Genomic DNA, 26,134 nt, shown 5'->3' on the forward strand with positions numbered 1-26,134 from the left:
GTCAAAGGGTGCTGCTAGTGTTCTATCTCGCGCCGGGGCGCTGATCCCCTGTAGCTCAATTGGCAGAGCATCTGACTGTTAATCAGAGGGTTACTGGTTCGAGTCCAGTCGGGGGAGCGTACACTATCCCAGATCCGATCATGGATCTGGGATTTTCCATGCCCAGACGGCGCCGATCATCGACGTGGGAGTGGCCGGTCGGTGTCACACCGATCGACCACTCCCACGTGCCGACTCTTGAGCCTGCCGCTCAGCGACCTTCCAGCTCTGTGAGGAAGTCGTCGGCCCAGACGTCAATCGTCTTGTCGAAAACCTGACGACGCATCGAGCGCATCTTGCGGGCCTTGACCTTCGGGGAATCCGTGAGGGCCTGCATGATCGTGGCCTTCATGCCGTCGATGTCGTAGGGGTTGACCATGTAGGCCTGCTTGAGCTCCCGGGCGGCGCCTGCGAACTCGGAGAGCACCAAGGCCGAATCATCGTTGGACCGGCAGGCGATGTACTCCTTGGCGACAAGGTTCATCCCGTCGCGCACCGGGGTGACGAGCATGAGATCAGCCACCTGGTACATCGCAGCAAGGACGTCGCGGGGCACCGATTTATTGCGGTAGACCAGTGCTCGCCTGGCGATCGTCCCCACCTTCGAGTTGATCTGTCCGACGAGGAGGTTGATGTCGTCGCGCAAGATCTTGTATTCCTCGACACGCTCGCGCGACGGGGTGGCCAACTGCAGGAAGACGACCTCGTCAGGATCGAGCTTGCCTTCCTTGAACAACTCTCCGACGGCCCGGATGCGCTGGCGAAGACCCTTGGTGTAGTCCAGGCGATCCACGCCGAAGATGATCGTCTCCGGGTTCCCCAGATCCTCACGCAACTTGTCGGCCTCGGCCTGAACCTTCTCGGAGGTGGCCAGTTCGTGGAATCCACGCGAATCGATCGAGATCGGGAAGTCACGGACGATGACGTCACGTCCGTCACGGGTGTGGGCCTTGCCTCGGGAGGTTGTGACACCGGGACGACGCTTGGCCAGACGCAGGAAGTTGGCGGCGGCGCCGGGAGTCTGGAATCCGACGAGATCGGCTCCCAGAAGACCCTCGACGAGCTCCTCACGCCACGGCAGACGGCTGTAGAGCTCAATCGGCGGGAACGGAATGTGGAGGAAGAACCCAATGCGCAAGTCGGGACGCATCTGGCGCAGGTACATGGGCACGAGGGTGAGTTGGTAATCCTGCACCCACACCGTGGCGCCCTCGGCAGCCTGCTCGGCAGCCTGTTCGGCGAACCGCTTGTTGACCTTCTGGTAGGCGTCCCACCACTCGCGGTGGAAGACCGGCTCAACGACACAGTCGTGGTACAGCGGCCACAAGGTGGCGTTGGAGAAACCCTCGTAGTACTCCTCGACCTCCTGGGCACTCAGCGGCACCGGATGGATGTCGTAGCCGTCATGGTGGAAGGGGTCGACGACTTCGTCCGGGGCACCATGCCATCCAATCCATGCGCCGCCCTTGCGCTGCATGACCGGCTCAAGCGCGGTCACCAGACCACCGGGGGAGGACTGCCAGCTGACATTGCCGTCATCGTCGACCTTCCGGTCCACGGGCAAGCGGTTGGCGATGACAAGGAAATCAACCTTGTCCTGGACGGTCTCCGACATGTCTGATCACACCTCTCATGCAGGTCCTGCCGAACAGCAGGCCCGCTTTCACGCTATCAAGCAGTAGTTCCCACCTGAAGATGATCCTTGTGATTTGTCTGCTGAGTGCCCGCCACGGGACTCAGATGTGTGACGATGGGACCATGACTGACCGTCGTGCCCCAGCCGAAAAGTCGTGGACCCCTCTCACCGAGGCCGGGAGGGGCCTTCTCGACGCCGTCGCCGCCGATCCGGGTTCAGTGCTGCTCGCATTGGACTTTGACGGCACCTTGGCCCCCATCGTCGACGATCCCGCAGACTCAGCCATGGCAGAGGAATCCCGACATGCGATGTCACGGATGGACGGCAAGCTCGCCATCATGGCCATCGTCACGGGCCGCGAGGTGGCCGCAGTGCGACGCATGACCAGCGTCGACGAGGTTCCCGGTCTGGAGCACCTGGTGGTGCTGGGGCAGTACGGGGTCGAGCGTTATGACGCCGCCTCCGGGGCTCTCCGAGACCCCGAAGTGCCCGAGTCGATACGCATCGCCAAGGGCCGTCTTGAACAACTCATTGATGAGCTTGCCCAGCACGATCCCCGTGACGCCGGGTGCCGGATCGAGGACAAGGGTCGCGCCGTGGCTCTGCACACCCGGCGTGCGGCTGATCCAGCCCATGCCTTGACCACCGCAGTGCCGCGAGTCCGCCAGATCGCCGAGGAACTGGGTCTCCACTGCGAGGACGGCCGCAACATCATCGAACTCAAGTCTGCCGTCACCACCAAGGCCCAGGCCCTGCGAGAGCTCATCGACGAGGTGACCCCGCGTGTGGTCATCATGTGCGGCGATGATCTGGGTGATGTCCCGGCCCTCGACGTCATCTCGGAGTGGATTGGGCAGGGCCACCCCGGTGCCCGCGTCGTCAGTTACTCCGATGAGCAGCCGTCAATGGCCGATCACGCCGACATCATCTGCGATCAGACGGAGGGAATCTCTGCCTTCCTGGAAGCTCTCGCAGACCAGGTGTGTTCTACAAAGTGAGACGAGATCTCAGAAGCTAAGACAAAATCACGGTTTTCTTGAAACATCAAGCCAACTGTGCTTGTCTGAATTCAGATGCCATTGACGACCGTTGTGACACAGCCTGCCCGGTATCCTCTGAAGAGCCGAGGAACGTCACGACGGAATCATCAATCATGGTTCATGAATGGAAGGACGAGAAGGTGAACACACGCCGTGTCTGGGGTCATCGTGCCGGTCGATCGGTCATGAACTCCACCATGATGGTGTGTTCGACCTGTCAGTGTTGTTGCTGATCCTGGGTTGATCCCACCTGCACCTGGCGCCTTTGTTATGCAACGCGCTCGCCCGTGATCGACGCTTTTCGCCAGGTATGGGTTCCCACGGCCGGCTACCCAGTTATCTACGTTCTCAAGGCGGGTGATGCCGGCTGGACGATCATCGTCGAAAAGGCATGACCCACACGAACCCACCCACAACAGCCGTTTTGTCAACACCACTTACCCCAACCTCAACCGAAAGGACTCACACCATGGCAAAGATCGCTCACGACGTCACCGAACTCATCGGCAACACCCCGCTGGTCAAGATCAACAAGCTCTTCCCGGAGTCACAGGCCACCGTGCTGGCCAAGCTGGAGTTCTTCAACCCCGCCTCCAGCGTCAAGGACCGTATCGCCAAGTCGATCATCGACGCCGCTGAGGCCTCCGGGCAGCTCAAGCCGGGCGGAACCATCGTCGAGGCCACCTCCGGCAACACCGGCGTCGGCCTGGCCCTCGTCGGTGCAGCGCGCGGCTACAAGGTCATCATCACCATGCCCGAGACGATGTCCAAGGAGCGTCGCGCCATCATTCGCCTCCTGGGCGCCGAACTCGTGCTCACCCCGGGGGCTGACGGCGTCCCGGGAGCCAACGCCAAGGCCGCAGAGATCGTCAAGGAAACCCCCGGCGCCATCCTGGCCAGCCAGTTCGACAACCCGGCCAACCCGGCGGTCCATCACGACACCACCGGCGAGGAGATTTGGAACGATACTGACGGCAAGGTTGACGCCATCGTCGCAGGCATCGGCACTGGCGGCACCATCAGCGGTGCCGGTAAGTACCTCAAGGCCAAGAATCCTGAGGTGAAGACCTTCGGCGCCGAGCCCGCCGAGTCCCCGGTCATCACCAAGGGCGAGAAGGCCCCGCACAAGATTCAGGGCTGGGGCCCGGGCTTCGTGCCGGAAAACCTCGACACGTCCGTCGTCGACGAGATTCTTCTGGTCCCTGGTGACGAGGCCATCGCACTGGCCCGCCGCGCCGCCGCCGAGGAGGGCATCATCACCGGTATCTCCGGTGGCGGCGCTCTGCAGGCCGCCGGCCAGGTAGCCGCTCGTCCGGAGTTTGCCGGCAAGACGATCGTCGTCGTCATCGCCGATACCGGTGAGCGTTACCTGTCGACCGCTCTCTTCGAGGGCCTCGTCGACTGACGATTGATCCGACGTTCGGCCGGTACCCCACAGGGTGCCGGCCGAGTTGCGTCATGAGCCGGTGCGGTCGGCGACCACCCGGGCGATCGTCGTCAAGGCTGCTGCCAGGGTGTCGTCGTCGTGGCTTCCGAAACCCAGCACGATCCCGGCCGCGTCGGCGTCGGTCGATCCCCAGTAGGTCGACAACGGTGTGACCCCCACCCCCTCACGACGACAACCCTCGACGACCTCCTCCTCACAGCCGTCAACACGCAACACCGCGTGCAATCCGCCGTCGATCGGCTGCAAGGTCGCACCTGGCACCGACCCGAGAATGTCGATGACGGTGTCGCGTCGACGTCGGTACACCTGGCGCATCCGCTGAGTGCGACGCCGCAACGCCCCGGTCGACAGGTAATCGGCGACGGCCTCCTGGACGATGGCCGCAACGGGTTGGCCGGTGGCCTGACGCTGCCGGGCGAAAGGGCCGACCAACTCAGGCGGGACCACCAGATACCCACAGCCCAGGGCAGGGGTCAGCACCGAGGAGAAGGTTCCCAGCACAATGGTGTGCTGGGCATCCAGGGAAGCCAACGCTGGCAGGGGGGCGCCGACGTGACGCAGCTCGGAGTCGAAGTCGTCTTCGATGATCCAACAACCCGCACTCTCGGCCCACTCGATGACGGCAGCACGACGACTCGCCGACAAGGACCCTCCCCAGGGGTACTGGTGACTCGGTGTGACGAGCACCGCATCGACATTCCTCGCATCACCTCCGGTCGGAAGGCCGTCGGGGTCGAGTCCCTGATCGTCAGTCGGCAGTCCGATGATGCGATGGCCAAGCGCCGTCGGCACCTTCCTCAGGCTGGGGTACCCAGGGCTCTCGACCCCGACCGTCAGGCACCCAGACCCATCGCAGAGCACCTGAATGAGTTCGGCGAGACCAGCGCGAGCGCCGCCAGTGACGACGACGTGTCGAGGATCGGCGAGCAGGCTTCGCATCTGACGCAGGTGTTCAGCGATCTCATGACGCAGCCGAGGAGACCCCAGCGGATCGGTGATCCGGCGCGGCTGGACGCAGGCACGACGCCACGCTGACCGCCATGCCGAGTTCGCCAACCCGGAGGTGTCGGGCGCTCCCGGAGTCAAATCGATTCCGTGGTGGTGGCGAGGAGGTGGGGGAGGGGTCGGGGTGGCAGAGCGTCGATGGAGACCCCGTAAATCGAGATTGACCTGGGTTCCTGACCCGCTCGACGCGACGAGATACCCTTCGGCCTCCAGCTGTTCGTAGGAGGCGACGACAGTGCCCCGGGAGACTGCGAGCTGAGCCGACAACGCCCTGGTGCTTGGCAGGTGGTCGCCAGGGGCAAGAACCCCGTCCATGATGAGTTCGCGCATCCCTTCACAGATCCGCACCGGGAGTGGGCGGGAGTCGGCAGGCAGGTCCAGGGGGACGTCGACGACGAGGTCCGGTCTCATCTCATCCACCCCAAAAGTGGTCCAACAAAAGTGGTCATATATGGATCTTGTCATGGACCATCGGTATCGGTTGTATGGAGTGCATGACTCAGAACACGACTGCAACCTCGACGGGAACCACGCGGGTCAAGCGCGGACTGGCTGACATGCTCAAGGGCGGGGTCATCATGGACGTCGTCACCCCTGAGCAAGCAAGGATCGCCGAGGACGCCGGGGCCTGCGCCGTCATGGCCCTCGAGCGCGTCCCCGCGGACATTCGTGCCCAGGGTGGAGTGGCCCGGATGAGTGATCCCGACCTCATCGAGGGAATCATCGACGCCGTCTCCATCCCAGTGATGGCCAAGGCGCGTATCGGTCACTTCGTCGAGGCCCAGGTGCTCGAATCCCTCAAGGTGGACTTCATCGACGAGTCCGAGGTACTCAGCCCGGCTGACTACGCCAATCACATCGACAAATGGGCTTTCGACGTCCCCTTCGTCTGCGGCGCCACCAACCTGGGCGAGGCCTTGCGCCGCATCACCGAGGGGGCCGCTATGATCCGCTCCAAGGGGGAGGCCGGCACCGGTGACGTCTCCGAGGCCGTCCGTCACCTGCGTACCATTCGAGCCGAGATGGCACGTCTGGCCAGCATGTCTCCTGACGAGCTTTACGTCGCCGCCAAGGAGCTTCAGGCTCCCTACGACCTCGTCGCTGAGGTGGCTCGCACCGGTGAGCTCCCGGTGGTGCTCTTCGTCGCCGGTGGTGTGGCTACCCCGGCTGACGCCGCCCTCGTCATGCAGATGGGTGCCCAGGGAGTCTTTGTCGGCTCGGGCATCTTCAAGTCCGGCAACCCGGCTGCTCGTGCTGCTGCCATCGTCAAGGCCACGACGGCCTATGACGATCCCGACACCATTGCCGAGGTCTCCCGTGGACTGGGTGAGGCCATGGTCGGCATCAACGTAGCTGACGTGCCGGCACCGCATCGTCTTGCCGAGCGGGGTTGGTGAGGTGGCCCCGCTCATCGGGGTCGTCGCCCTGCAAGGTGGATTCGCTGAGCACATTGAGGTTCTCGAATCCCTCGGTGCGACCACGCGTCGAGTCCGTCGACAGGCTGATCTGGTTGGACTCGACGGGATCGTCCTGCCTGGCGGGGAGTCGACGGTCATCGACAAGCTGATGCGCTCCTTCGGGCTCGCCGATCCGCTGCGCGAGGCCATCGCCGGGGGTCTGCCGGTGCTGGCCACCTGCGCCGGTCTGGTCGTCTTGGCCCAGGAGCTCGAGGACGCTGCCAAGGATCAGCAGACCCTCGGGCTGCTCGACGTCTCCGTGCGTCGTAACGCCTTCGGCTCCCAGCTCGACTCCTTCGAGGGACATGTGGACATCAACGGGGTGGGGGAGGCGATCCCGGCCACCTTCATTCGAGCCCCGGTCGTCACCCGTACTGGGTCTGACGTCCAGATCATCTCAAGGCTGCCCGACGAGGCCGGGGAGGCCAGCGGCGCCATCGTCGGGGTGAGGCAGGGGGCCATCCTCGCCTTGTCCTTCCACCCTGAGGAGACCACAGATGATCGCGTTCACCGGGCCTGGCTGGAGCAGGTGTCGGGCAGGAGTCTGAGTGCGGCTTGAGTCGACACGTCCGCCCTCTTGAACACTGCCCCTCCTGAACACTGTTCAAGGGTGACGATTAGCATTCTTCGCTGTGAGTCCTGAACAGCACCTTCTCGAATACGACAGGCGTCATGTCTGGCACCCCTACGCTCCGACGGTTGGCGCCGATCCGATGCTTGCCGTCACGGGGGCCGACGGAGTTCGGTTGCAGCTTCATGACGGGGATCGCCGCTACGAGGTCATTGATGGCATGGCCTCGTGGTGGTGCCAGATCCATGGTTATCGCAACCGGGTCCTCGACGAGGCCTTGAATCGTCAGAGCCGCCAGTTCAGCCATGTCATGTTCGGTGGTCTCACTCACCAAGCCGCTGTTGACGCCGTCGAGGCCCTGGTCAACCTCGCCCCAGACCCGCTGGATCGGGTTTTCCTGGCCGACTCAGGCTCGGTGGGAGTCGAAGTGAGCCTCAAACTGGCTCGTCAGGTACAGATCGCGCGTACCGCTGCTCGCGGCGGCACCCTCACTCGTACTCGCATTGCCGCGCTGCGTGGCGCCTACCACGGCGACACCCTCGGTGCCATGAGCGTGTGCGACCCGGTTGGCGGGATGCACGCCATGTTTTCCGACTCAATTCCCCAGCAGCTCTTCCTGCCCCGTCCGCCCGCCTTCGACGCCGACGCCGAGGCCGTCGAGACCTGGTGCGCCCAGGCTGACGAGATCCTCGACGCCCACCGTGACGAGCTGGCCGGAATCATCGCCGAGCCGATCCTGCAGGGGGCGGGAGGCATGTGGCCGTGGTCCCCGGCATGTCTCAAACACCTTCGCCAGCGCGCCGACGACCTGGACCTCGTGCTCATCGCTGACGAGGTTGCCACCGGATTCGGTCGGACCGGCAAACTTTTCGCCTGCCAGTGGGCTGACATCGTGCCCGACATCATGGTCGTCGGGAAGTCCATGACTGGCGGGTACATGACCCAGTCGGCCGTGGTGTGCTCCGACGAGCTGGCCACCGAAGTCAGCAGGGGCCCGGGCGGGTCCCTCATGCACGGGCCGACCTTCATGGGTAATCCGTTGGCCAGCGCCGTCACCGCGGCCAGCCTGGGTATCGTCGCCCAGGGCGGCTGGCGGGACGACGTCACCCGGATCAATGCGGTGATGACCCGTGAACTGGCTGCGCTGCGAGACTTTGACGGTGTCACCGAGGTGCGCGTCTTCGGAGCTGTCGCAGCTGTCCAGATCGACACCCCGATCGCCATGAGGCGAGCCACCCGCACCGCTGTCGAGCACGGGGTGTGGCTGCGTCCCTTCCGCGACCTCGTGTACGCCATGCCGCCCTACATCTGTACCGAGGACGACCTCGTGCAGATGGCCGCTGGAATGCGGGCGGTCGTCACCGACCAGCTGGAAAATATGTCACTGGAGGAGTCATGAAGATCACCGATCTCGACGGGATCGTCGTCGTCACCGGAACCGATACCGACGCTGGCAAGACCGTCACCACCGCTGTCATTGCCTCAGCGCTGAAGCAGGCCGGCAAGGACGTCCTCATCATCAAGCCCTACCAAACGGGTTTGGCTCCCGGGGAGCCCGGCGACGTCCATGACGCCGGCCGTTTGGCAGGTATTGATCGGGAGAATCTGCTTGAGTACGTGCGGTGCCCCGAGCCACTGGCTCCGACGACCTCGGCTGCTCGCGCAGGCATGACGATTCCTTCCATTGACGAGGTTGCCGCCCGGGTTCTCGTCGACTCTGATGGTCACGACGTCACCCTCGTCGAGGGAGCCGGGGGAGTTCTCGTCGGTCTGGACAATGACGGCGCCACTGTCCTGGACCTCATGGATGCTCTGAAACGCCGTGGCCACGAACCCCACGTCATCGTCGCAACCCGCTCGGGGCTGGGCACCCTCAACCACACCGGGCTCACCTGCAATGCCATTCGTGATCGTGGGCATCAGGTCGACGCCATCATCATCGGGTCCTGGCCGGCCGACCCTGACCTGGCAGAGAGGTGCAACCTCGAGGAGATTGAGGATGCCGCCGGAGCCCCATTGGCTGGAGTCATTCCGGCCGGCATTGGGAAAGACCCCGGCGCCGTTCAGCGGACGGCCCTGACACTGGGAGAAACTCAGTGAGCGTAACCCTCGCCCCCGACTCCCAGTTGGAGGACCTGGGCTACCAGCCCAGTCTGAACCGTCAGCTTCCCCTCGGTTCGCTGTTGGTCTACGGACTGCTCTTCTTCGTCCCGATGGCCCCGGTCGCCGTCGTCGGCCCGGTGGTCAACCGCTCCGGTGGGGTACCGGTGCTGGTGTACCTGGTGGCCGCTGCCGTCATGGGACTCTCGGCCATCAGCTATCGCGAGATGGCCCTGCGCTTTCCAGTTGCCGGATCGGTGTACGGGTACACCCGGTTCTCCCTGGGGCGATTCCCCGGGTTCATCGCCGGATGGCTCATCCTGCTTGACTACATCCTCATGCCTTCCTTGTTGACGGTGCTCTCGGCCGTCGCCCTGGCCCACATCTGGCCCAGCGTCCCGACGGGAATCTTCGCCGTGGTCTTCGTGCTGGCCTCCATGGCCCTCAACCTGCAAGGGGCGACGGTCACCATCCGACTTGGCCTCGTCCTGCTGGCCATCCAGTTGGTGACGATCGCCGTCTTCCTGGTGTGCGTCGGGCAAGGGTTGGCCAGTGGCGACGTGGCGTGGAGTTGGCATCCGGGGACGTCGTGGGTGTCGGTGGCCTCGGCGGTGTCCATAGCCGCGCTGAGCTACCTCGGTTTCGACGCTGTCGCCACCCTGAACGAGGAGGCCCGTGGGGGAGGCCAAGCCGTCGGCATCGTCACCCTCCTCCTCGTCGGCCTGCTGGCCGTCCTCTTCGGGGTGCAGGTGTTGGCCGCCGGTCTGGTCTCTGACACCATGCACTTCGCTCCCGGCGGGGCGACCGATCGGGCCTTCTACCGCACCGTCGATCAGGTGTGCCCGGGCTGGTTCACCTCGATCTTCACCGTCGTCAATGCCTTCGTCGCCATCTTCGCCTGCCTGGTCGTCGCCCATTCGTCGACGGCCCGGCTGGTCTTCGCCATGGCTCGTGACAAGGTGATGCCCTCGGTGCTCTCGCGCACCAGTTCCAAGGGTGTGCCGTGGGTGGCCACCGTTGTCGTCGCCACCGTCACCGCCATCCTGGCCGTCACCTTCGCCTCCCACGTCGAGACGATGACGACCCTGGTGACCTTCGGTGCGCTGTCGAGCTACGTCTTCCTGCATGCTGACGTCATTGCCCAGTGCGTGTTCAAGGAGGGCTCACGCAAGTGGATGCGTCACCTCGTCGTCCCGATCCTGGGTGCCCTGACCCTGCTCATCGCCCTGGCGAAGACCGAGGAGAAGACGCGGATCGTGGGCCTCAGCTGGCTCGCGGCTGGTGTCATCGGTGCGATCATCGCTCGGGCGCACAGGTCACGTCAGGCTGGGAAACTGGCCTCACATCAGGCGTAATTCCGCCCCGAAGAGGCCGCTTATCGCCCACACCGCGCACACCGAGACGAGGATGCTCGCGGGAACGGTGAGCAGACCCAGCCGGGTGAATCTGCCGATGTGGGCAGGTCGGTCATGTTCGCCGATGATGCGACGCCACAAGAGGGTGGCCAGGGATCCGGCGTAGCTGAGGTTGGGGCCGATGTTGACCCCGATGAGCATGGCCAGCACTGCGACCCACCCGGCGGGGGAGACGAAGGGCAAAAGAACCATCACTGCGGGCAGGTTGTTGATGAGGTTCGACAACAGAGCCGCGATGACGGCGACGGCCAGCAGGCTGAGCAAGGTCTGGCCGGAGGGGACGAGACGGTCGATAAGGTCCCCCAGCCCGTTGCCGACGACGGCCTCGACGATGATTCCCAGGCACAGGACGAAGGCCAGAAAAAGGGGCTTGGTTGCGCGCAGGGCGCGTCCGGCCTCGACTGCGAAGTTCCCGCTGTGACGGACGAGCCTCAGCACCATCAAGGCGAGGACGCCTCCCAGAGCAGCCCAGAAAGGTTCGGCCCCCAGCAGCGAGCACACCGCGAATCCGGCCAAGGTGAGTCCGAGGATGATGAGGGCTGCGATCGGGGCGCGTTGCTGCGTTTCGACCCCTGCGGTGACCTTTCCGAAGAATTCCTCGCGGAACTCGATGTGCATCGCCAACCATTCGATGCTGATGGACAACAGCCATGGCAGGGCCATGACGGCGGTGAAGCGTCCGAAGGTGAGTTCGGGCACGGCTGCCACCGCTAGCAGGTTTGTGAGGTTGGACACCGGCAGCAACAGGGACGCCGTATTGGCCAGATGTGCGGTGGCGTACAGGTGTGGTTCAGGTCGGGCCTCGAGTCGTCTCGTCGTCGTCAGGACGATCGGTGTCAGCAGGACGATGGTGGTGTCGAGGCTGAGAACCGCCGTCGTTACCGACGCCACGATGAAGACCCACAATAGAAGACGATTCGAGGAGGATTTTGCGTGGGTGGCCATGAGCTCGCCGGAGTAGCGGAAGACCCCTTCGGCTCGGGCAAGCTCGGACAGGGCGAGGACTGCTGCCAAGAAGATGACGGTAGGTCCCATGGTGGTGACCTGGTGGCCGGCATCGGACCAACTGATGGTTCCGACGAGGCACAGCAGCAGAGCTCCCGGCACCGCGGTCGTTGCCTCCGGCAGACCGTGCGGACGGACGAGGGCGAAGATCATCACGGTGACGAGGACCGCCACGCCAAGTGTCTCAGCTAACCACGAAGTCACTGCTGAATGCTATCGGAAGGCGGTGACGGTGGGCGGCGAAAAGTGTTGGCGACGGCTGGCACGAAGCACGGTCACATAGCCATAACGGGACCGAGGAGGATGCTGCCATCAGCATAACCCGGTAAGGTAATCATTCGTCTCGGGGCGTTAGCTCAGCCGGTCAGAGCAGGGGACTCATAATCCCTGGGTCGCGGGTTCGAGCCCCGCACGCCCCACTCCATCCGATCCTGCAATTTGCCCGGGCAGCTCGCCACTGCGGTTATGGGTTCCGCGGCGTCGAGATGTGAAATCGTCCGTCGAACCCGGAGCGAAGATGATGTGGGCGGTCATTCATTCGCATGATGAAATGAATTATTCAATCGGATGTTCGGGTGTCAGTTAAATGACGCATATGAGTCTACCGTGAAGCGAAAAACTGTGCGTTGAGATGCCTTGGTGCTGCACAATTGGTCGTTTTGTCAATGGTGTACTGAAATGCGCCATCCCCTCGGTAGCGTGATCGTCGCCTGGGCATTGGAGCCAGGTTATTGATCGACAAGGAGTGTCATTCATGAGATCTACCAAGCTACGTAGGTCGGTTCTTGCCGTCCTCACTGCGGCAGCTACTGCGCTACCGATGACGATGGCAGCCGGCACCTCATGGGCTACGGACTCGGGAATCACTCCCGATCATCCCGGTGGCGTCGCTGCTCCGCACAGCCCGGATGGCGTTCCGTCGAGTGGCACGGGGCCGCAGTTTCGCACCTGGCCGGTGGCTTCCCAGTATTCACACGCGCATGTGGGTACGAATCCAAAGGGAGCTAACGATTTCACGTGTAAGCCTGCGCCAGGTACTCGACCCGTCGTCCTCATCCCTGGCACCGGTGAGGACGCATTCGCCACGTGGTCATATTACGCGCCGGAGCTCAAATTGGCCGGTCTGTGCGTATTCACCTTCAACTACAACATTCAAACGAACCCTGATCGCGAATGGGCTGCCACCGCTGGCGACATTCGTTCCAGTGCCGCGTTTCTGGCCCACTACGTTGAGAAAGTACGGGCCGCGACCGGAGCCGAAAAGGTTGACCTGGTGGGGCATTCCCAGGGTGGAGGCCCCCTCCCTCGTGCCTATATCAAGTGGTTTGGAGGAGATCGGGTCGTCAACCATCTGATTGGTCTCGTCCCCTCCAATAAAGGCACCAGTGTCTACGGTTTGGCTACTTCCGTTGGCCTCGACCGGCCCGGAAGCCTGAGCGCTCGGGCTTTGCAGAACTATGCGGATAAACACAACTATGAGTCGCTTCCGCAGCAGCTTGCGGGCTCTCGCTTCCTGGGTGAACTCAATGACGGTGGGATGACCGCACCGGGTGTCCGGTACACCGTCATCAGTACCAAGTATGACGATGTGGTGACTCCATACACCAACGCATTCATCCGTGAGCCTGGAGTAACGAATATCACCATGCAATCAGTGTGTGCCAAGGACCACACGGATCATTTCGGGTTCACCTATGACCCCGTTGCCTTCCAGGTCGTCTTCAACACGTTGCTTCCTGACAAGGCCAAGGCCATCCGCTGCGTATACGTGCCGGGGTACATCCAGTGATCGTTATCGCTGTTGCTCCATTGGTGTGATGAGTCCTGTTCGCGCTGGTTGCCATCCTGGCAGCCAGCGTGAACGATGTCATGGTGGTGGTCGAGTGCTATGACTCACAAGTATGAGGGGCTGCACTGGATTGGCCAGGACGCGAATTAACCCAGCAAAATACGTATCTGTCGTCCTACCGCAGACTCGTCATGGTTTCCGATGATGGGGAATCCACGATCACGCAGTATTGGGTGGGCGTCCGAGACAACATACGGATGTCCCACTAACTCCAGCATGGTGAGATCGTTGGGCATATCACCAAAAGCTGCGGCGTCAGATGGGTCAATGCCGAGATCTTGACAGACCTGGGCCAACGCCATTCCCTTCGAAACCCCGGGAGCCGCGATCTCCACGAGACCGTTCGTCATGGTGGCGGAAAAAGTCGCCGTGCCGCGGTCGCCCACGATGGGAGCGACGACGTCGAAAAGGGCCTCACTGGGGACGTCAAGAGCTCGGACCAACAACTTGACGATACGATGATCGGTACCCAAGAAGTTCTCGATCGGACCCTCACCGTCGGGCGGACCGCCGATCTTCCAGCGATCGAATCCCTCGTCAGCGAACCACTGAGTGGCCTCCTCGGTGCAGAACAGCGCTTCAGGTAGGGCATTGCGCACGTCCGCGATGATCTGGGCGGCATCGGCAGGACTCATGAAGATGTCATGGAGGACCTCGCCGGTCGCGGCATCGACGCTCACCGCCCCATTGGAGGCCAGCAGGGTCGGATGGACGGACCGAAATGGCTCGAGAACCGTCAACCAGCGGTACGGACGGCCAGTGGCGAAGACGACGTGGATCCCCGCCTCGGCTGCCGCGAGCATCGCCGCAGTGTTCTCGGCGCTGGGCATCTTGTCGGCGCCCAGAAAAGTGCCGTCCAAATCGGTGGCAATGAGTGAGACCATCACAACCTCCTTCGACCAGTCGGGGATGCCGAGGACGTTCCGGAGCCACTGTTCCCCGGCGTGGACATCGACGGGGTGCGAGACCCAGACACGGATGGATTGTTTGACGGACTGCGTGACTCGTTCGGTGAGGAGCTGTCACCCGTCGACGGCGAGGGGCTCTCGCTCGAACTTTGATCCGGGCTCGGGCTCGAGGAACTGTTGGCCGAACTGGTCGACGAGGCTGAGGTCGGAACCGGGGGTGGTGGGGGAGCGGGCGGCACGTTCTGGAACAACAGCACCGCGATGAGCAGACCCGTCAGAGCGATGAAGATCGTCAACAGCCATGCCACCACAGTCGTCGACCAACCAGCCTTGTCGCGACGGCCAGGCCACGGCAGCGGCCACGTTCGCACCCGACCGGGGAGAGTGTCGTCGATCCAGTGCAACCGGAAATCTGGGCCTGCTGGCGATGATCCCGACAGGGTTGACATGTCGACGGCTTCCAGGATGCGCCTGGCCTCGGCCACCGCTGCGGCGGAGCCGTCGTACACCAAGGCCACCCAGGGAGCCAGGGACTCGCCGGCGGCGCCATCCGGACCGGTCACCGGGCGGTACAACCTGCCCAAGCGTCCAGAATCCTGCCCCGGGCCACCCCGGGCGATGACGGTATCGGAGTGCAGGTGGTTGACCTCTCCGGCCAATCGATCCCAGGAACCCGGATCGCTGGTGGCTCCGTGAGACAACAAAATGACCAGAACGGGCTGTCCCTGGTCATCGTGGGCGCGGTACACGGTGCCCGAAGGCGTCGCAAGAACACGGACGTCGAGCCAGAACTCGTCCACCCTTGGCGGGTCACACGGTTCTAGTGGCAGGGCCCCTACAGGCCACGGGTTACTCGACATCGCCCACCATCTCACCACATTCCAGCCCCGACCTCCCAACAACACGTGTTCGCACCCGGTGATTTCTCGCCGTTGTCGGGCTACGGCACTCTGACGGTATCGTGAGTGTGGACCCGTCGCGGGTCTTGCACCAGTCAGGCAGGAGACGTCAGTGAGCACCCAGCACTACTCGGATGGTCAGGACATCGGCAAGGGCAATCAGAATGGCCCGATGTCCAATGATGAGGCCGCTCAACTCATCGGCCAGGCCATCGGGCAGGTTCAGCGGGTCATCGTCGGCCAGGAGCGCATGGTCGAGCAGCTCATGGTCGGTGTGTTGGCCAAGGGCCACATCCTCCTCGAAGGTGTCCCCGGTGTCGCCAAGACCTTGGCGGTGCGCTCCTTCGCCACGGTCCTCGGCGGTGACTTCGCCCGTGTGCAGTTCACCCCTGACCTCGTCCCCTCCGACATCGTTGGCACCCGCATCTACTCGGCATCCAAGGAGACCTTCGACGTCGAGCTCGGCCCGGTCTTCGTCAACTTCGTGCTGGCTGACGAGATCAACCGAGCACCGGCCAAGGTGCAGTCGGCCATGCTCGAGCTTATGGCGGAAAAGCAGGTCTCCATCGCAGGCCAGACCTTCCCCGCCCCGCACCCCTTCAGCGTCATCGCCACCCAGAACCCGGTAGAGTCCGAGGGCGTCTACCCACTTCCGGAAGCTCAGCGCGACCGCTTCTTGCTCAAGATCGACGTCCCCTACCCGCGCGGCAACGAGGAGTTCGAGATCCTGCGCCGGATGAGCGTCAAGGCTCCCAAACCTCAGCGAGTGCTCACACCCAAGGCTGTCATCGCCCTGCAGGACATGGCCTCCGACGTCTTCGTCCACAATCTCGTCGCCGAATACGTCGTCCGGTTGGTGCTGGCCACCCGTAACCCCGGCGATTTCGGGATGCCGGACCTCGCCAACGTCATCCAGATCGGCTGCTCCCCACGAGCCACCCTCGGTCTGGTTGCCGCTGCCCGCGCGTTGGCTCTCGTTCACGGACGTGACTACGTCCTTCCCACTGACGTCCAGGCCGTCGCCGTCGACGTCATGGCTCACCGCCTGGTACTGAGCTTCGACGCCATCGCCGACAATGTCTCGGCCGCTGACGTCATCGAGCGGGTCGTCGCCATGGTTCCGCCTCCCACCCCGGTGTGGGACGAGGATCAGCGTGAGGCCTCCCACCAGCAGCACAGCTACCCCGGCGACCCGGCCCAGTATCCCGCTCCCACGATCCCGCCTGCCCAGTTCTGAGTCAGCTCCATGACGCGACCAACATTCCGCGATCCGCAGCCGTCATCGGTGGCGCAGACCCTGGTGAGTCCGCCCACCGGTGCGACGGTGCCGCTCAACCAGCTGGCCCCCGAGGCTGCGCTGCGCCGTCTGGAGCTGACGATCGTGCGCCGTCTGGAAGGGTTCCTGCACGGAGACCATCTTGGCCTGCTTCCGGGGGCAGGTGCTGACGTCAACGACGCCCGCCCCTACGAGCCTGGCCAGGACGACGTGCGCATGATGGATTGGGCCGTCACGGCTCGTACCACTGTTCCCCACGTTCGCGAGACCATCGCCGACCGCGAACTCGAGGTGTGGGCCCTGCTGGACGTCACCGGATCGATGAACTGGGGCACGGTGTCGATGACGAAACGTGATCTGGGCATCGCAGCGATTGCCACCATCGGGTTCTTGTCCCAGCGAATGGGGGACCGTTTCGGTGGGCTCATCATGAGGCCAGACTCGGTGCGTCGTCTGCCGGCCCGCTCCGGCAGAACCGCGCTCTACGGCCTGCTGCGCTCAATGCTGACCGACCCGATTGTGGCCGACAATGCCACTGGCGACATGACCTTGGCCAAGGGAATCGAGAACCTGGCGGCCTCAGGGCGACGTCGCGGCATGAAGGTTGTCGTCTCGGACTTCCTCTCCCCAGGCGACAGCACCATTGATCCCAATAATCGTCCCGACTGGGAACGCTCCTTGCGGCGTTTGTCAGTGCGCAACCAGGTGCTGTGCATCGAGGTCGTCGACGCCGCCGAGGTCGACTTCCCCGACGTGGGCGACGTCCTGGTCGAAGATCCTGAAACCTCCTTCGCCCACTACGTCAACACCTCCAACAAGGCCACCCGGGAGCGCATGAACGCGGCCTCCCAGGTCCAGCGTCAGCGGGTTGCGGCTGCTATCCGCCGAGCCGGAGCAGGACACCTGCAATTGCGCACCGACTCCGACTGGGTCACCGACATTGCCCGCTTCGTGCTCGGGTACCGCCGCACTGCGGCGATCCTGCATCAGCCTCCGCAGGGGGTGACGAAATGACGCCATTGTTCCTGGGCCTGCCTGAGGTCAAGACGCCGGCCGTGTTGTGGCTCCTGCTCATCATCCCGGTGCTGCTGGGCTTCTACATCTGGGCCCTGTATCGCAGTCGCTCCACGGCGATGAGGTTCACCAATACCGGGATTCTCGGCTCGGTCATGAACAAACAGTCGCAATGGAAGAGGCATATTGCCGTCGCCGCTGCGCTGATGTGCCTGGCGACGACCATCTTTGCGTGGGCCCGGCCCATGGGCATCGAGAAGGTTCCCCGCAACCGCGCCACCATCGTCGTCGCCATCGACGCCTCCTTGTCCATGAAGGCTGAGGACGTGTCGCCCAATCGCCTGGCAGCGGCCAAGACCAAGGCCAAGGACTTCATCAACAGTCTTCCGGACGGGTTCAACGTGGCGGTGGTCAGTATCGCTGAGCATTCCGAGATCCGCATGCCACCCTCGACCGACCGACCCACCGTCCTGCGAGCTGTCGACGGCATCGACCTGCAGGACGGCACCTCCTTGGGCGGGGCCATCGAGAAGTCCCTCGATGCCGTCAAGATGGCTCCTGGGGCCAAGGATTCCAAGGATCCTATCCCGGCAGCGATCGTCATGCTCAGTGACGGCGGCAACACCCAGGGCAGTTCTCCGCTGGTGGCCGCCAACCGCGCCGTTGCCGAAAAGGTGCCGGTGTACACCATCGCCTTCGGCACCGAGACCGGGTACGTCGACGTCGATGGAACCCGCGAGCGCGTCGCTCCCGACACCAAGGCGTTGTCCGACATCGCCGAACGTACCGGCGCCCAGTCGTGGACTGCCGACTCGGCTGACAAGCTCCAGGAGGTCTACAAGCAGGTGCATTCCTCGGTGGGTTATGAACCGGTCAAGAAGGAGGTGACGGCAATCTGGGCCTTCTACGCCTTCTGCTTCGCCGTCGTCTCAGGTCTGACAACGATGTCGGTGGCGGTGAGATGGCCATGATGACCCTCATTGCTTTTGGGCGTCCGGAGCGCCTGTGGTGGCTGTTGGTGCCGCTTGCATTTCTTGTCGTCTATCTCATCGTCCTCGTGTGGCGTCGCCAGCCTCGTCAGGGCCGCAACGAGCTCAAGAGGTTGCTGCCCAGTTCGCGTCCGTGGAAGCGGCATCTGGCGATGGGTCTGTCGATGATGTCGATGGCCACGATGGCGCTGGCCTTCGCCGAACCGAAGGCCTATCACGATGTGCCGCGCGACCGAGCCACGATCGTTGTTGCCATTGACGTCTCACGGTCGATGGTGGCCACTGACGTCGACCCCTCCCGGCTGTCTGCGGCCAAGACCGCTGCCAAGGACTTTCTGGGGGATCTGCCGCCCCGATTCAATGTCTCGCTGGTGAAGTTCGCGGCCTCTGCCCAGATCGTGGTGCCTCCCACCACCGACCGAGCTGCGGTGGCGAACGCGATCTCCAACCTCCAGGTCATGCCGTCCACCGCCATTGGCGAGGGGATTTATTCCTCCCTCAACGCCGTGAAACTTGTCCCTGACGACCCGAAACATCCTGGACAAAAACCTCCTGCGGCGATTGTGCTGTTGTCTGATGGCGCCACCAACGTGGGGCGTCCCTCCGTGGAAGCCGCCAAGGATGCCGGAAGCAATCACGTGCCCGTCTACACCATCGCCTATGGAACCGCCAACGGATACGTCGTCGAGAATGGTCAGCGCCAGGGTGTTCCGGTCAACCACTACGAGCTCGCCGCAGTGGCGAAGGCCTCGGGTGGTGAGAAGTTCTCCGCCGAATCCTTGGGCGAACTCTCCGAGGTCTACAAGTCGATCGCCCAGTCGGTCGGTTACGAGAAGGTCTATGGCGAGGTCACTCACACCTACGTCGGCGTTGCCGTGGCTCTCATGGTGTTGACGGCGGCATCCGTGGTCACCCTGTGTGCCCGTTGGCCCTGATCGGCCGTCAGCGCGGAGAGTAGATTCTTCAACATCTTCGTACAAGGAGTCACCATGAGCGTGGCCGACAATCTCACGGCTGTCCGTTCCCGCATCGATGAGGCGTGCCGCGCCTGTCATCGCGACCCCAGCGACGTGTCCCTGCTGCCGGTGTCCAAGACCAAGCCGCCGAGCATGGTGGAGGAGGCGTATCAGGCGGGCTACCGACTGTTCGGGGAGAACATCGTGCAGGACGCCCTGGCGAAGTCCGAGCTCATGGATGCCGATCACCCTGGGCTGCAGTGGGCCATCATCGGCGGTCTGCAGACCAACAAGGCCAAGTATGTTGCCCGATTCGCCACCGAGTTCCAGGCCCTGGACTCCCTCAAGGTGGCCCACGAACTCGACAAGAGGTTGCAGATCGAGGGACGACAACTCCGTGTCCTGGTTCAGGTGAACTCCTCGGGCGAACCGCAGAAATCCGGTATAGCTCCCGAGCAGGCCGTCGATTTCGCCAAGAAACTGGCCGTCTCCGACTCCTTGGACGTGCGCGGCCTCATGACGGTGGCTCTCAACAGCCCCGACCCGAAGGCGGTGGCTGACTGCTTCGACGTCGTGGTCGGCGTGCAGGACAAGCTGCGTCAGGAGGTCAACGAGGTCTCCGACTGGGCGCAACTGTCCATGGGGATGTCGTCAGATTTGGAGATCGCGGTCGCCCATGGATCCACCCAGGTGCGTATCGGCACCGACATCTTCGGGGCCAGAACCGACCCCGCCAAGATCTGGCATCGATGAACCCGGTCGTCTATGGTTGATGTGTCCGTACCGCACCACTGCAGGGGAAGGCACGTGGTATCGGGAGGACGACCGTGGAAACAACACAGCTGGCCAGTGGAACCCTCTTCATCCACTCGGCGCCGACGGCATTGCGCAGCCACATCGAATGGGCCGCCGATGCCGCATTTGCCATGCCCGCACCGCTGCGCTGGACCAGCCAGCCCGTGGAGCCCGGAAGCTGGCGAGCGGAAACCCCGTGGCGTGGCGACGTCGTCGATGCGCAGCGGTTCATCTCCACGGTCGCAGCATGGCAGCGGGTCCGCGTCGAGATGACCGTGCAGACTGGAGGCGTTCCGCACCGGTGGAGCGTCACCCCGAGCTTGGGTATTTTCTCCGCGCACACCGACGAGGCTGGATCGGTCCTCGTCGACGAGATGAGGTTGCGTGCCGCCATGACGGCGTCACGCAGGACAGGCCTTCGGCTTGAGGACGAGATCTGTGATTTGCTCGGTGAGCCCTGGGATGTCGAGTTGGAGGCCTATCGGGCGTGTGACCCGTCGGTGGACGTGTCGTGGCTGTCTCGCCAGGTCAGCTGACGGAATGTGCTGAGGCCCCGGCCACCACTGGTGACCGGGGCCTCATCACGTCTGTCAGCGGGTGGCGTTGGCGTTACTGAACGCCAAGGTGACGTTGTGGCCCCCAAACCCGAAGGAGTTGTTGAGGGCAACGAGATCACCGGCGGGCAGGTCAGTCGTCTCTGTGGCGATGTTGACCTCGAGCCCCTCCTCGAGCTGGTTGACGTTGATGGTGCCGGGAACCTTGCGATCCAACAGGGCCATCACCGAGGCGAAGGACTCCAAGGCGCCAGCTCCACCGAGCAAGTGCCCGGTCATCGACTTGGTACCAGTGACGAGTACCTGATCGGTGGCGTCTCCCAGCACCGCGGCGATGGAGTGAGCCTCAGCGGTGTCGCCGAGCGGAGTCGAGGTGGCGTGGGCGTTGACGTGCTTGACGTCAGAGGGGGACAGTCCAGCCGATTGGAGGGCCTTGCGCATCGCGGATGCCTGGCCTGAACCCGTCGGATCGGGCTGGACGATGTCGTGGGAGTCGGCGGAGATGCCCGAACCGACGAGGGTGCCGTAGATCTTCGCACCGCGGGCCTTGGCGTGCTCCTGGGTCTCGATGACCATGATCGCCGCGCCCTCACCAATGACGAATCCGTCACGGTCCACATCCCAGGGACGAGAGGCGTGTTCGGGGTCGTCGTTGCGGGTCGACAGGGCCTTCATCTGGGCGAAGGCGGCCACCGGCAGCGGGTGAATGATGGCCTCAGCACCACCGACGACGGCAATGTCGGCGCGGCCCAGACGAATCTGGTCCAGGCCCAGAGAGATGGCCTCCGAGGAGGAGGCACAGGCCGACACCGGGGTGTGGACGCCGGCCTTGGCGTGCACCAGGAGACCGATGTTGGCGGCCGGGGCGTTGGCCATGAGCATGGGGACGGTGAACGGGCTGACCCGCTTGAATCCCTTGTCCTTCTGGATGTCCCACTGTCCCAGCAAGGAGTGCAGTCCGCCGATGCCGGTGGCGCAGCAGACCGCGAGACGCTCGGGGTCGATGCCGTTGGAGGCACCTGTCTCGTCGTCGGGCTCGGGAAGCTCCAGGCCGGCGTCGGCCCAGGCCTCCTTGGCAGCGACGAGGGCCAGCTGGCTGGAACGGTCCAGGCGGCGGGCCTGGGGGCGCGGAATGTGATTCGTCGGCTCATCCACCACCGAGGCGGCGAAGGTGACGGGGACGTCGTCGATCCAGTCGACATCGAGGGTGTGCACCCCGTTTCGGCCTTCCAGCAGCCCCTGCCACGTGGTGGGGGCATCGGGTCCCAACGGTGTGGTGGCCCCGAAACCAGTGATGACGACGTCGCTCATGAATTCTCCAGTGTCGGTGATGGGTTGGGGTGGGACGGTGTCCGGGGCAGGTCCGCCCCGGACACCCTGGAATCAGTCCTTGTGCTCGATGACGTAGTTGACGGCGTCGCCAACGGTCTTGATGTTCTTGGACTCCTCGTCGGGGATCTCGACGCCGAACTTCTCGTCGCAGGCGTAGATGATTTCGACCATGGAGAGGGAGTCGACGTCGAGGTCGTCGACGAAGGACTTCTCAAGGGTGACCTCGGACTGGTCGACACCGGTGATGTCGTTGACGATGTCAGCCATGTCGGCGAGGATCTGGTCTTTGTCAGCCATGATGGTTGTTCCTTTTTCTCGGGGTTTCCCCGGGCCGTCGACCCGAAGTGTGTGGGTTTTCTTCGTGGGATGGGTATGGGGATCAGGGGAGTCTGATGACCTGGCCGGCATAGACCAGCCCGGCTCCGAATCCGATGATGAGGGCGAGGTCACCGCTGTGAGCCTCTCCACGGTGAAGCATACGGTCGATGGCGATCGGCACTGAGGCTGCAGAGGTATTTCCCATGTCAGCGATGTCGTGGCAGACCGTCACCGACTCGGGCAGCTTGAGATGACGGCAAATGACGTCGGTGATGCGGTCATTGGCCTGGTGGGGGATGAACACGTCGAGGTCCTCGGGAGTGATCCCGGCCTCGGCCAACGCCTCAGCGGCACGCTTGGCGACGTCGGTCATGGCCCACTTGAAGACCGCGCGACCCTCCATGTGGATGAGGGGGTGGACCTTCGCGGGATCGGCGCTGGCGCTCGCCCAGTCCTCGATCTCGATGGTCTCGAGCTGGTCGGAGCGTGACCCCCACACGACCGGGCCGATTCCCGGCTCATCGCTGGCACCGATGATCGCAGCCCCGGCGCCGTCGGAGAAGAGGAACGCCGTCGAGCGGTCGTCACGATTAATCATCTCGGAGAGCTTCTCGACACCGATGACGAGGACATGGTTCGCAGATCCGGTACGGATCATCGAATCGGCCAGAGCAGTCGAGTAGCAGAATCCTGCGCACGCGCCATTGAGGTCGAAGGCTGCGGCATTGCCCAGGCCGAGCTCGCGGGCGATGTAGGTCGCCAGGCTGGGGGAGGGATGGTGATGGGACACCGTCGCGACGATGATGGCGTCGATCTGGGAGGTCTCGAGGCCGGAGCGCTCCAGCGCGGTGCGGGCAGCTTCGGTACCCATCGACAAGACGGTCTGGGACTCGGTGGCCCACCGACGCTCGGTGATACCAGTGCGCTGCTCGATCCACTCCGGGGTGGAGTCGATCATGGTGCACATTTCCTCGTTGGTGACGACCCGCGATCCGCGGGTTGACCCGGTGGACAGGAACGTGGAGTACCTGTTGATCGGGCGGGTCTTGATGGTGGTCATGCATTCTCCTTGCCGGCATGGGCCGCGATGAACTCGCGGGCAGCCGGGATCTGGTCGGGGGTGTTGAGGTTGAACAGCTCAACCCCCTTGAGGTTGCGCTTGGCGATACCCGTCAGGGTGCCAGCTGGGGTGAGTTCGAGCAGGCCAGTGATGCCACGTTCGGCCATGGTGTCCATGCACAAATCCCAACGCACCGGATGGGCAACCTGATTGACGAGGCGATCAGCGAACTCGCGGCCATCCGTGACCACAGCACCGTCGCGGTTCGACAACAGGGCCACCGATGGGGTGGTCGTCGGCATGGCGGCGGCGACCTCGCGGAGGTGATCGACTGCAGGCTCCATGTGAACAGTGTGGAAGGCTCCCGCAACCGATAGCGGGAACAGTCGGGTACGAGCCGGAGGTTCAGCGGCGAAGGCCTCGAGCTGCTCGACGGTGCCAGCGGCAACGATCTGTCCCTTGCCGTTGTGGTTGGCAGGTGTGAGACCGGCGGCCTCGATGGCTGACAGGACCTCGTCAGGGTTACCACCGATGACGGCGGTCATCGAGGTGGCGGTACGAGACGCAGCTTCGGCCATGGCGCGGCCACGTTCGCGGACGAGAACCATGGCGGCCTCAGCGGAGAAGGCACCGGCAGCAGCGCCGGCAGCGATCTCGCCGACGGAGTGGCCGGCCAGCAGGTCTGCCTGGGAGAAAATCTCCGGATCGACCGACCATCCGGTCGCCAGCGCGGCAGCGACGAGCAGCGGCTGGGCGACAGCAGTGTCCTTGATGGTCGCCTCGTCGGAGGTCGTGCCGTGGGTCACCAGATCAATGTCGGCCACCGCTGACAACCACGCGAGGTGGTCAGAGAAGGTGGGGTCGGACATCCAGTCCGACAGGAATCCTGGTTTCTGGGCACCCTGGCCCGGAGCGACAATTGCAAGCACATCCCCACTGTGCCCCTTGGCTGGGCCTGACACGAGACATGGAACCGACGAAGTACCAAGGGTCGCCTTTGTAGGGTTCCCACAAAGAGACAGGGGGGTTCCTCCAAAAAATGGGTGTCTGCTTCGTGTCAGGCCCGATTCTTGGCCTCCCAGCGCCCCAGCACGGCCGACATGACGTCGTTGATGGGGGTGTCGACTCCCACCTCTCGACCCAGCCCGGGCACGGCCCCGACCTGGGCGGCGTACTCGCTCGCACGGCCAGCAAGGATGTCGCGCTGGAAGGACGTCGTGGATGCAGGATCCTGCCCGGCAAGGAACTCAAGGTTCTTCTCAACAAAGTCGTTGGGAAGCGCGGCACCGTGTCCACGAGCTACCTGCGCCGTTTCGTCAATACACCGGGCAAGGATGTCGCGGTAGGTGCCAAGCAGGTCGCCGAGGGGGACATCGAGGACAGCTCCACAGGCTCCCTGGGGGACGACCGAGCACATCTTGACCCACAGCGTGGTGGTGATGTCGTCAATGACGGGGGAGACGAGGCCGGCCTTCTCGCAGGCAGTTCGTAACTGGTCAATAATCGGGTTGGGGGAGTCGTCCATCGTCGAGACCTCCAACATCCGAGGTCCGCCCAGATCCATGATGAGCCCCGGCTCGATGATCTTAACCCATTCCCTGCAGACGCCGGGGGCCACATACTCGGCACCGATGATGTCGGACAGCACCCGTGGTGTCATGACGCCATTCTGGGTCGTCACGACGAGGGTGTCAGGGCCTAGCAGAGCAGGCAGGTAGGCGCGAGCGGCGTCAGCAACCTGGAAGGTCTTGGTGCACATGAGCACAACGTCAACCGGCCCAATGTCGGCGGCATTGTCGGTGACGGGAACGTCGAGAGTTACCTCAGTATCGCCGACGATACGCAGCCCATGCTCCTTAATGGCCTGCAAAGTCGTGCCTCGTGCGATGAAAGAGACGTCGACACCGGCATCAGCTAGCACTCCGCCGTAGAAAGCGCCGATGGCTCCTGCGCCAATGACTGCGACCCTCATGAATCCGCTTCCTTCCGGGCGACCGCGCAGGCGGTGACCATGGCATGCTCCACCGATTCGCGGGCATCAGGTAGCGTGGCTGGCAGCAGCGGAACCTTCATCGCGGCCAGGGTGCGCTGCATCCCCATCCCGGCGTGAGTGGCCACACACGCCACAACCTCGTGCTCGCGCAGGAAACGGACGATGCGGGCATGATGACTGCCCTCGGTGCCCTCGTCGTGGAGGCGGTCCCATTCCACCTCGAAGGTCTGCCACTGCGTGACGTGACCGTTATCGTCGACCTGTGCGACGGCCACCATGGGGGCCTTACCGAATCGAGGCTCCACTGAGCCATCCGGGCGAACCGGGATCATGACGTTCATAACGTGAGCCTAGCTTCCCGAACGGTACGTGTGATGACAAGAGAACCGCCACGCGCGGCGCGAGGAAGCCGGGTGGCCATCATTAGCTGTAGTGTTCAAGGGCTGGTCATGCCGGTTATTGCGTGCGTGAAGTTC

General features: G+C 63.6%; 24 protein-coding genes, 2 tRNA genes and 1 pseudogene. 16 read left to right on the plus strand and 11 right to left on the minus strand.

Annotation, left to right across the window (positions count from 1 at the left end; genetic code table 11):
• Positions 1-44 precede the first annotated feature (44 nt).
• Positions 45-117, plus strand: a tRNA-Asn gene (locus O6R08_RS04295).
• Positions 118-250: 133 nt separating this feature from the next.
• Here the strand turns inward: O6R08_RS04295 and O6R08_RS04300 are convergent.
• Positions 251-1,654: an alpha,alpha-trehalose-phosphate synthase (UDP-forming) gene (locus O6R08_RS04300; protein WP_271418888.1), complete on the minus strand. Its 1,404-nt coding sequence runs from the start codon at positions 1,652-1,654 to the stop codon at positions 251-253.
• A gap of 125 nt (positions 1,655-1,779) precedes the next feature.
• Between O6R08_RS04300 and otsB the strand changes: the two genes are divergently transcribed.
• Both otsB and cysK read left to right on the plus strand, forming a co-directional pair.
• Positions 1,780-2,673, plus strand: a complete 894-nt coding sequence (gene otsB / locus O6R08_RS04305; RefSeq protein ID WP_271419236.1) for a trehalose-phosphatase — start codon at positions 1,780-1,782, stop codon at positions 2,671-2,673.
• Between the two features lie 511 nt (positions 2,674-3,184).
• Positions 3,185-4,120 carry a cysteine synthase A gene (cysK, locus tag O6R08_RS04310; RefSeq protein ID WP_271418889.1) on the plus strand — a complete coding sequence of 312 codons (936 nt, stop codon included), beginning with the start codon at positions 3,185-3,187 and terminating at the stop codon, positions 4,118-4,120.
• A 51-nt stretch (positions 4,121-4,171) separates the two neighbouring features.
• Here cysK and pdxR read toward each other — a convergent pair whose 3' ends face one another.
• On the minus strand, positions 4,172-5,578 hold the full coding sequence (gene pdxR, locus O6R08_RS04315) for a MocR-like pyridoxine biosynthesis transcription factor PdxR (RefSeq protein WP_333907907.1): 1,407 nt from the start codon (positions 5,576-5,578) through the stop codon (positions 4,172-4,174).
• 146 nt (positions 5,579-5,724) lie between these two features.
• Here pdxR and pdxS point away from each other — a divergent pair, with 146 nt between their 5' ends.
• From pdxS to O6R08_RS04345, 5 genes are all read left to right on the plus strand, one after another.
• Positions 5,725-6,564: a pyridoxal 5'-phosphate synthase lyase subunit PdxS gene (gene pdxS, locus O6R08_RS04325; protein ID WP_271419238.1), complete on the plus strand. Its 840-nt coding sequence runs from the start codon at positions 5,725-5,727 to the stop codon at positions 6,562-6,564.
• Between the two features lies 1 nt (position 6,565).
• Positions 6,566-7,183 carry a pyridoxal 5'-phosphate synthase glutaminase subunit PdxT gene (gene pdxT / locus O6R08_RS04330; RefSeq protein WP_271418890.1) on the plus strand — a complete coding sequence of 206 codons (618 nt, stop codon included), beginning with the start codon at positions 6,566-6,568 and terminating at the stop codon, positions 7,181-7,183.
• A 73-nt stretch (positions 7,184-7,256) separates the two neighbouring features.
• Positions 7,257-8,594, plus strand: a complete 1,338-nt coding sequence (gene bioA / locus O6R08_RS04335) for an adenosylmethionine--8-amino-7-oxononanoate transaminase (protein WP_271418891.1) — start codon at positions 7,257-7,259, stop codon at positions 8,592-8,594.
• Positions 8,591-9,295, plus strand: coding sequence for a dethiobiotin synthase (bioD, locus tag O6R08_RS04340; RefSeq protein ID WP_271418892.1), 705 nt, complete (start codon positions 8,591-8,593; stop codon positions 9,293-9,295). Before bioA ends, bioD begins: the two co-directional genes overlap by 4 nt.
• On the plus strand, positions 9,292-10,650 hold the full coding sequence (locus tag O6R08_RS04345) for an APC family permease (protein WP_271418893.1): 1,359 nt from the start codon (positions 9,292-9,294) through the stop codon (positions 10,648-10,650). Before bioD ends, O6R08_RS04345 begins: the two co-directional genes overlap by 4 nt.
• A 16-nt stretch (positions 10,651-10,666) precedes the next feature.
• On the opposite strand, the pseudogene O6R08_RS04350 reads toward O6R08_RS04345, so the two are convergent.
• A pseudogene (locus O6R08_RS04350) lies at positions 10,667-11,868 on the minus strand (SLC13 family permease); the annotation flags it as partial.
• Between the two features lie 192 nt (positions 11,869-12,060).
• Here O6R08_RS04350 and O6R08_RS04355 point away from each other — a divergent pair.
• Positions 12,061-12,134, plus strand: a tRNA-Ile gene (locus O6R08_RS04355).
• A 335-nt stretch (positions 12,135-12,469) separates the two neighbouring features.
• On the plus strand, positions 12,470-13,504 hold the full coding sequence (locus O6R08_RS04360; RefSeq protein ID WP_065672635.1) for an esterase/lipase family protein: 1,035 nt from the start codon (positions 12,470-12,472) through the stop codon (positions 13,502-13,504).
• Between the two features lie 146 nt (positions 13,505-13,650).
• Here the strand turns inward: O6R08_RS04360 and O6R08_RS04365 are convergent, their stop codons facing one another.
• On the minus strand, positions 13,651-14,448 hold the full coding sequence (locus O6R08_RS04365) for an HAD-IIB family hydrolase (RefSeq protein ID WP_271418895.1): 798 nt from the start codon (positions 14,446-14,448) through the stop codon (positions 13,651-13,653).
• Positions 14,448-15,332: a hypothetical protein gene (locus O6R08_RS04370; protein WP_271418896.1), complete on the minus strand. Its 885-nt coding sequence runs from the start codon at positions 15,330-15,332 to the stop codon at positions 14,448-14,450. The genes O6R08_RS04365 and O6R08_RS04370 overlap by 1 nt, the downstream gene beginning before the upstream one ends.
• 151 nt (positions 15,333-15,483) lie before the next feature.
• Between O6R08_RS04370 and O6R08_RS04375 the strand changes: the two genes are divergently transcribed.
• The 6 genes from O6R08_RS04375 to O6R08_RS04400 all read left to right on the plus strand — a co-directional run bounded on the left by O6R08_RS04375 (position 15,484) and on the right by O6R08_RS04400 (position 20,937).
• On the plus strand, positions 15,484-16,608 hold the full coding sequence (locus O6R08_RS04375) for an AAA family ATPase (protein WP_333907908.1): 1,125 nt from the start codon (positions 15,484-15,486) through the stop codon (positions 16,606-16,608).
• Between the two features lie 48 nt (positions 16,609-16,656).
• Positions 16,657-17,661: a DUF58 domain-containing protein gene (locus O6R08_RS04380; RefSeq protein ID WP_271419240.1), complete on the plus strand. Its 1,005-nt coding sequence runs from the start codon at positions 16,657-16,659 to the stop codon at positions 17,659-17,661.
• Positions 17,658-18,632 carry a VWA domain-containing protein gene (locus O6R08_RS04385; protein WP_271418897.1) on the plus strand — a complete coding sequence of 325 codons (975 nt, stop codon included), beginning with the start codon at positions 17,658-17,660 and terminating at the stop codon, positions 18,630-18,632. Before O6R08_RS04380 ends, O6R08_RS04385 begins: the two co-directional genes overlap by 4 nt.
• Positions 18,623-19,585, plus strand: coding sequence for a VWA domain-containing protein (locus O6R08_RS04390; RefSeq protein ID WP_271418898.1), 963 nt, complete (start codon positions 18,623-18,625; stop codon positions 19,583-19,585). Before O6R08_RS04385 ends, O6R08_RS04390 begins: the two co-directional genes overlap by 10 nt.
• Positions 19,586-19,639: 54 nt before the next feature.
• Positions 19,640-20,359 (plus strand): YggS family pyridoxal phosphate-dependent enzyme, encoded by a 720-nt coding sequence (locus tag O6R08_RS04395; RefSeq protein ID WP_271418899.1) that lies wholly within the window; start codon positions 19,640-19,642, stop codon positions 20,357-20,359.
• Between the two features lie 74 nt (positions 20,360-20,433).
• A complete protein-coding gene (locus O6R08_RS04400; RefSeq protein ID WP_271418900.1) occupies positions 20,434-20,937 on the plus strand; it encodes a DUF3145 family protein in 504 nt (167 codons plus the stop codon).
• A 54-nt stretch (positions 20,938-20,991) separates the two neighbouring features.
• On the opposite strand, the gene O6R08_RS04405 is transcribed toward O6R08_RS04400, so the two are convergent.
• From O6R08_RS04405 to O6R08_RS04430, 6 genes are all read right to left on the minus strand, one after another.
• A complete protein-coding gene (locus O6R08_RS04405) occupies positions 20,992-22,266 on the minus strand; it encodes a beta-ketoacyl-[acyl-carrier-protein] synthase family protein (RefSeq protein ID WP_271418901.1) in 1,275 nt (424 codons plus the stop codon).
• Between the two features lie 72 nt (positions 22,267-22,338).
• Entirely contained in the window at positions 22,339-22,584 is a 246-nt protein-coding gene (locus O6R08_RS04410; protein WP_271418902.1) for an acyl carrier protein, read from the minus strand.
• Positions 22,585-22,666: 82 nt separating this feature from the next.
• Entirely contained in the window at positions 22,667-23,665 is a 999-nt protein-coding gene (locus tag O6R08_RS04415; RefSeq protein ID WP_271418903.1) for a beta-ketoacyl-ACP synthase III, read from the minus strand.
• On the minus strand, positions 23,662-24,534 hold the full coding sequence (locus O6R08_RS04420; RefSeq protein ID WP_271419241.1) for an ACP S-malonyltransferase: 873 nt from the start codon (positions 24,532-24,534) through the stop codon (positions 23,662-23,664). The genes O6R08_RS04415 and O6R08_RS04420 overlap by 4 nt, the downstream gene beginning before the upstream one ends.
• Positions 24,535-24,722: 188 nt before the next feature.
• A complete protein-coding gene (locus O6R08_RS04425; RefSeq protein ID WP_271418904.1) occupies positions 24,723-25,637 on the minus strand; it encodes a 2-dehydropantoate 2-reductase in 915 nt (304 codons plus the stop codon).
• Positions 25,634-25,999 (minus strand): NifB/NifX family molybdenum-iron cluster-binding protein, encoded by a 366-nt coding sequence (locus tag O6R08_RS04430; RefSeq protein ID WP_271418905.1) that lies wholly within the window; start codon positions 25,997-25,999, stop codon positions 25,634-25,636. The genes O6R08_RS04425 and O6R08_RS04430 overlap by 4 nt, the downstream gene beginning before the upstream one ends.
• Positions 26,000-26,134: the final 135 nt, after the last annotated feature.

Origin of the sequence: Cutibacterium equinum, from assembly GCF_028021195.1 — a bacterium.
Classification (GTDB): Bacteria; Actinomycetota; Actinomycetes; order Propionibacteriales; family Propionibacteriaceae; genus Cutibacterium; species Cutibacterium equinum.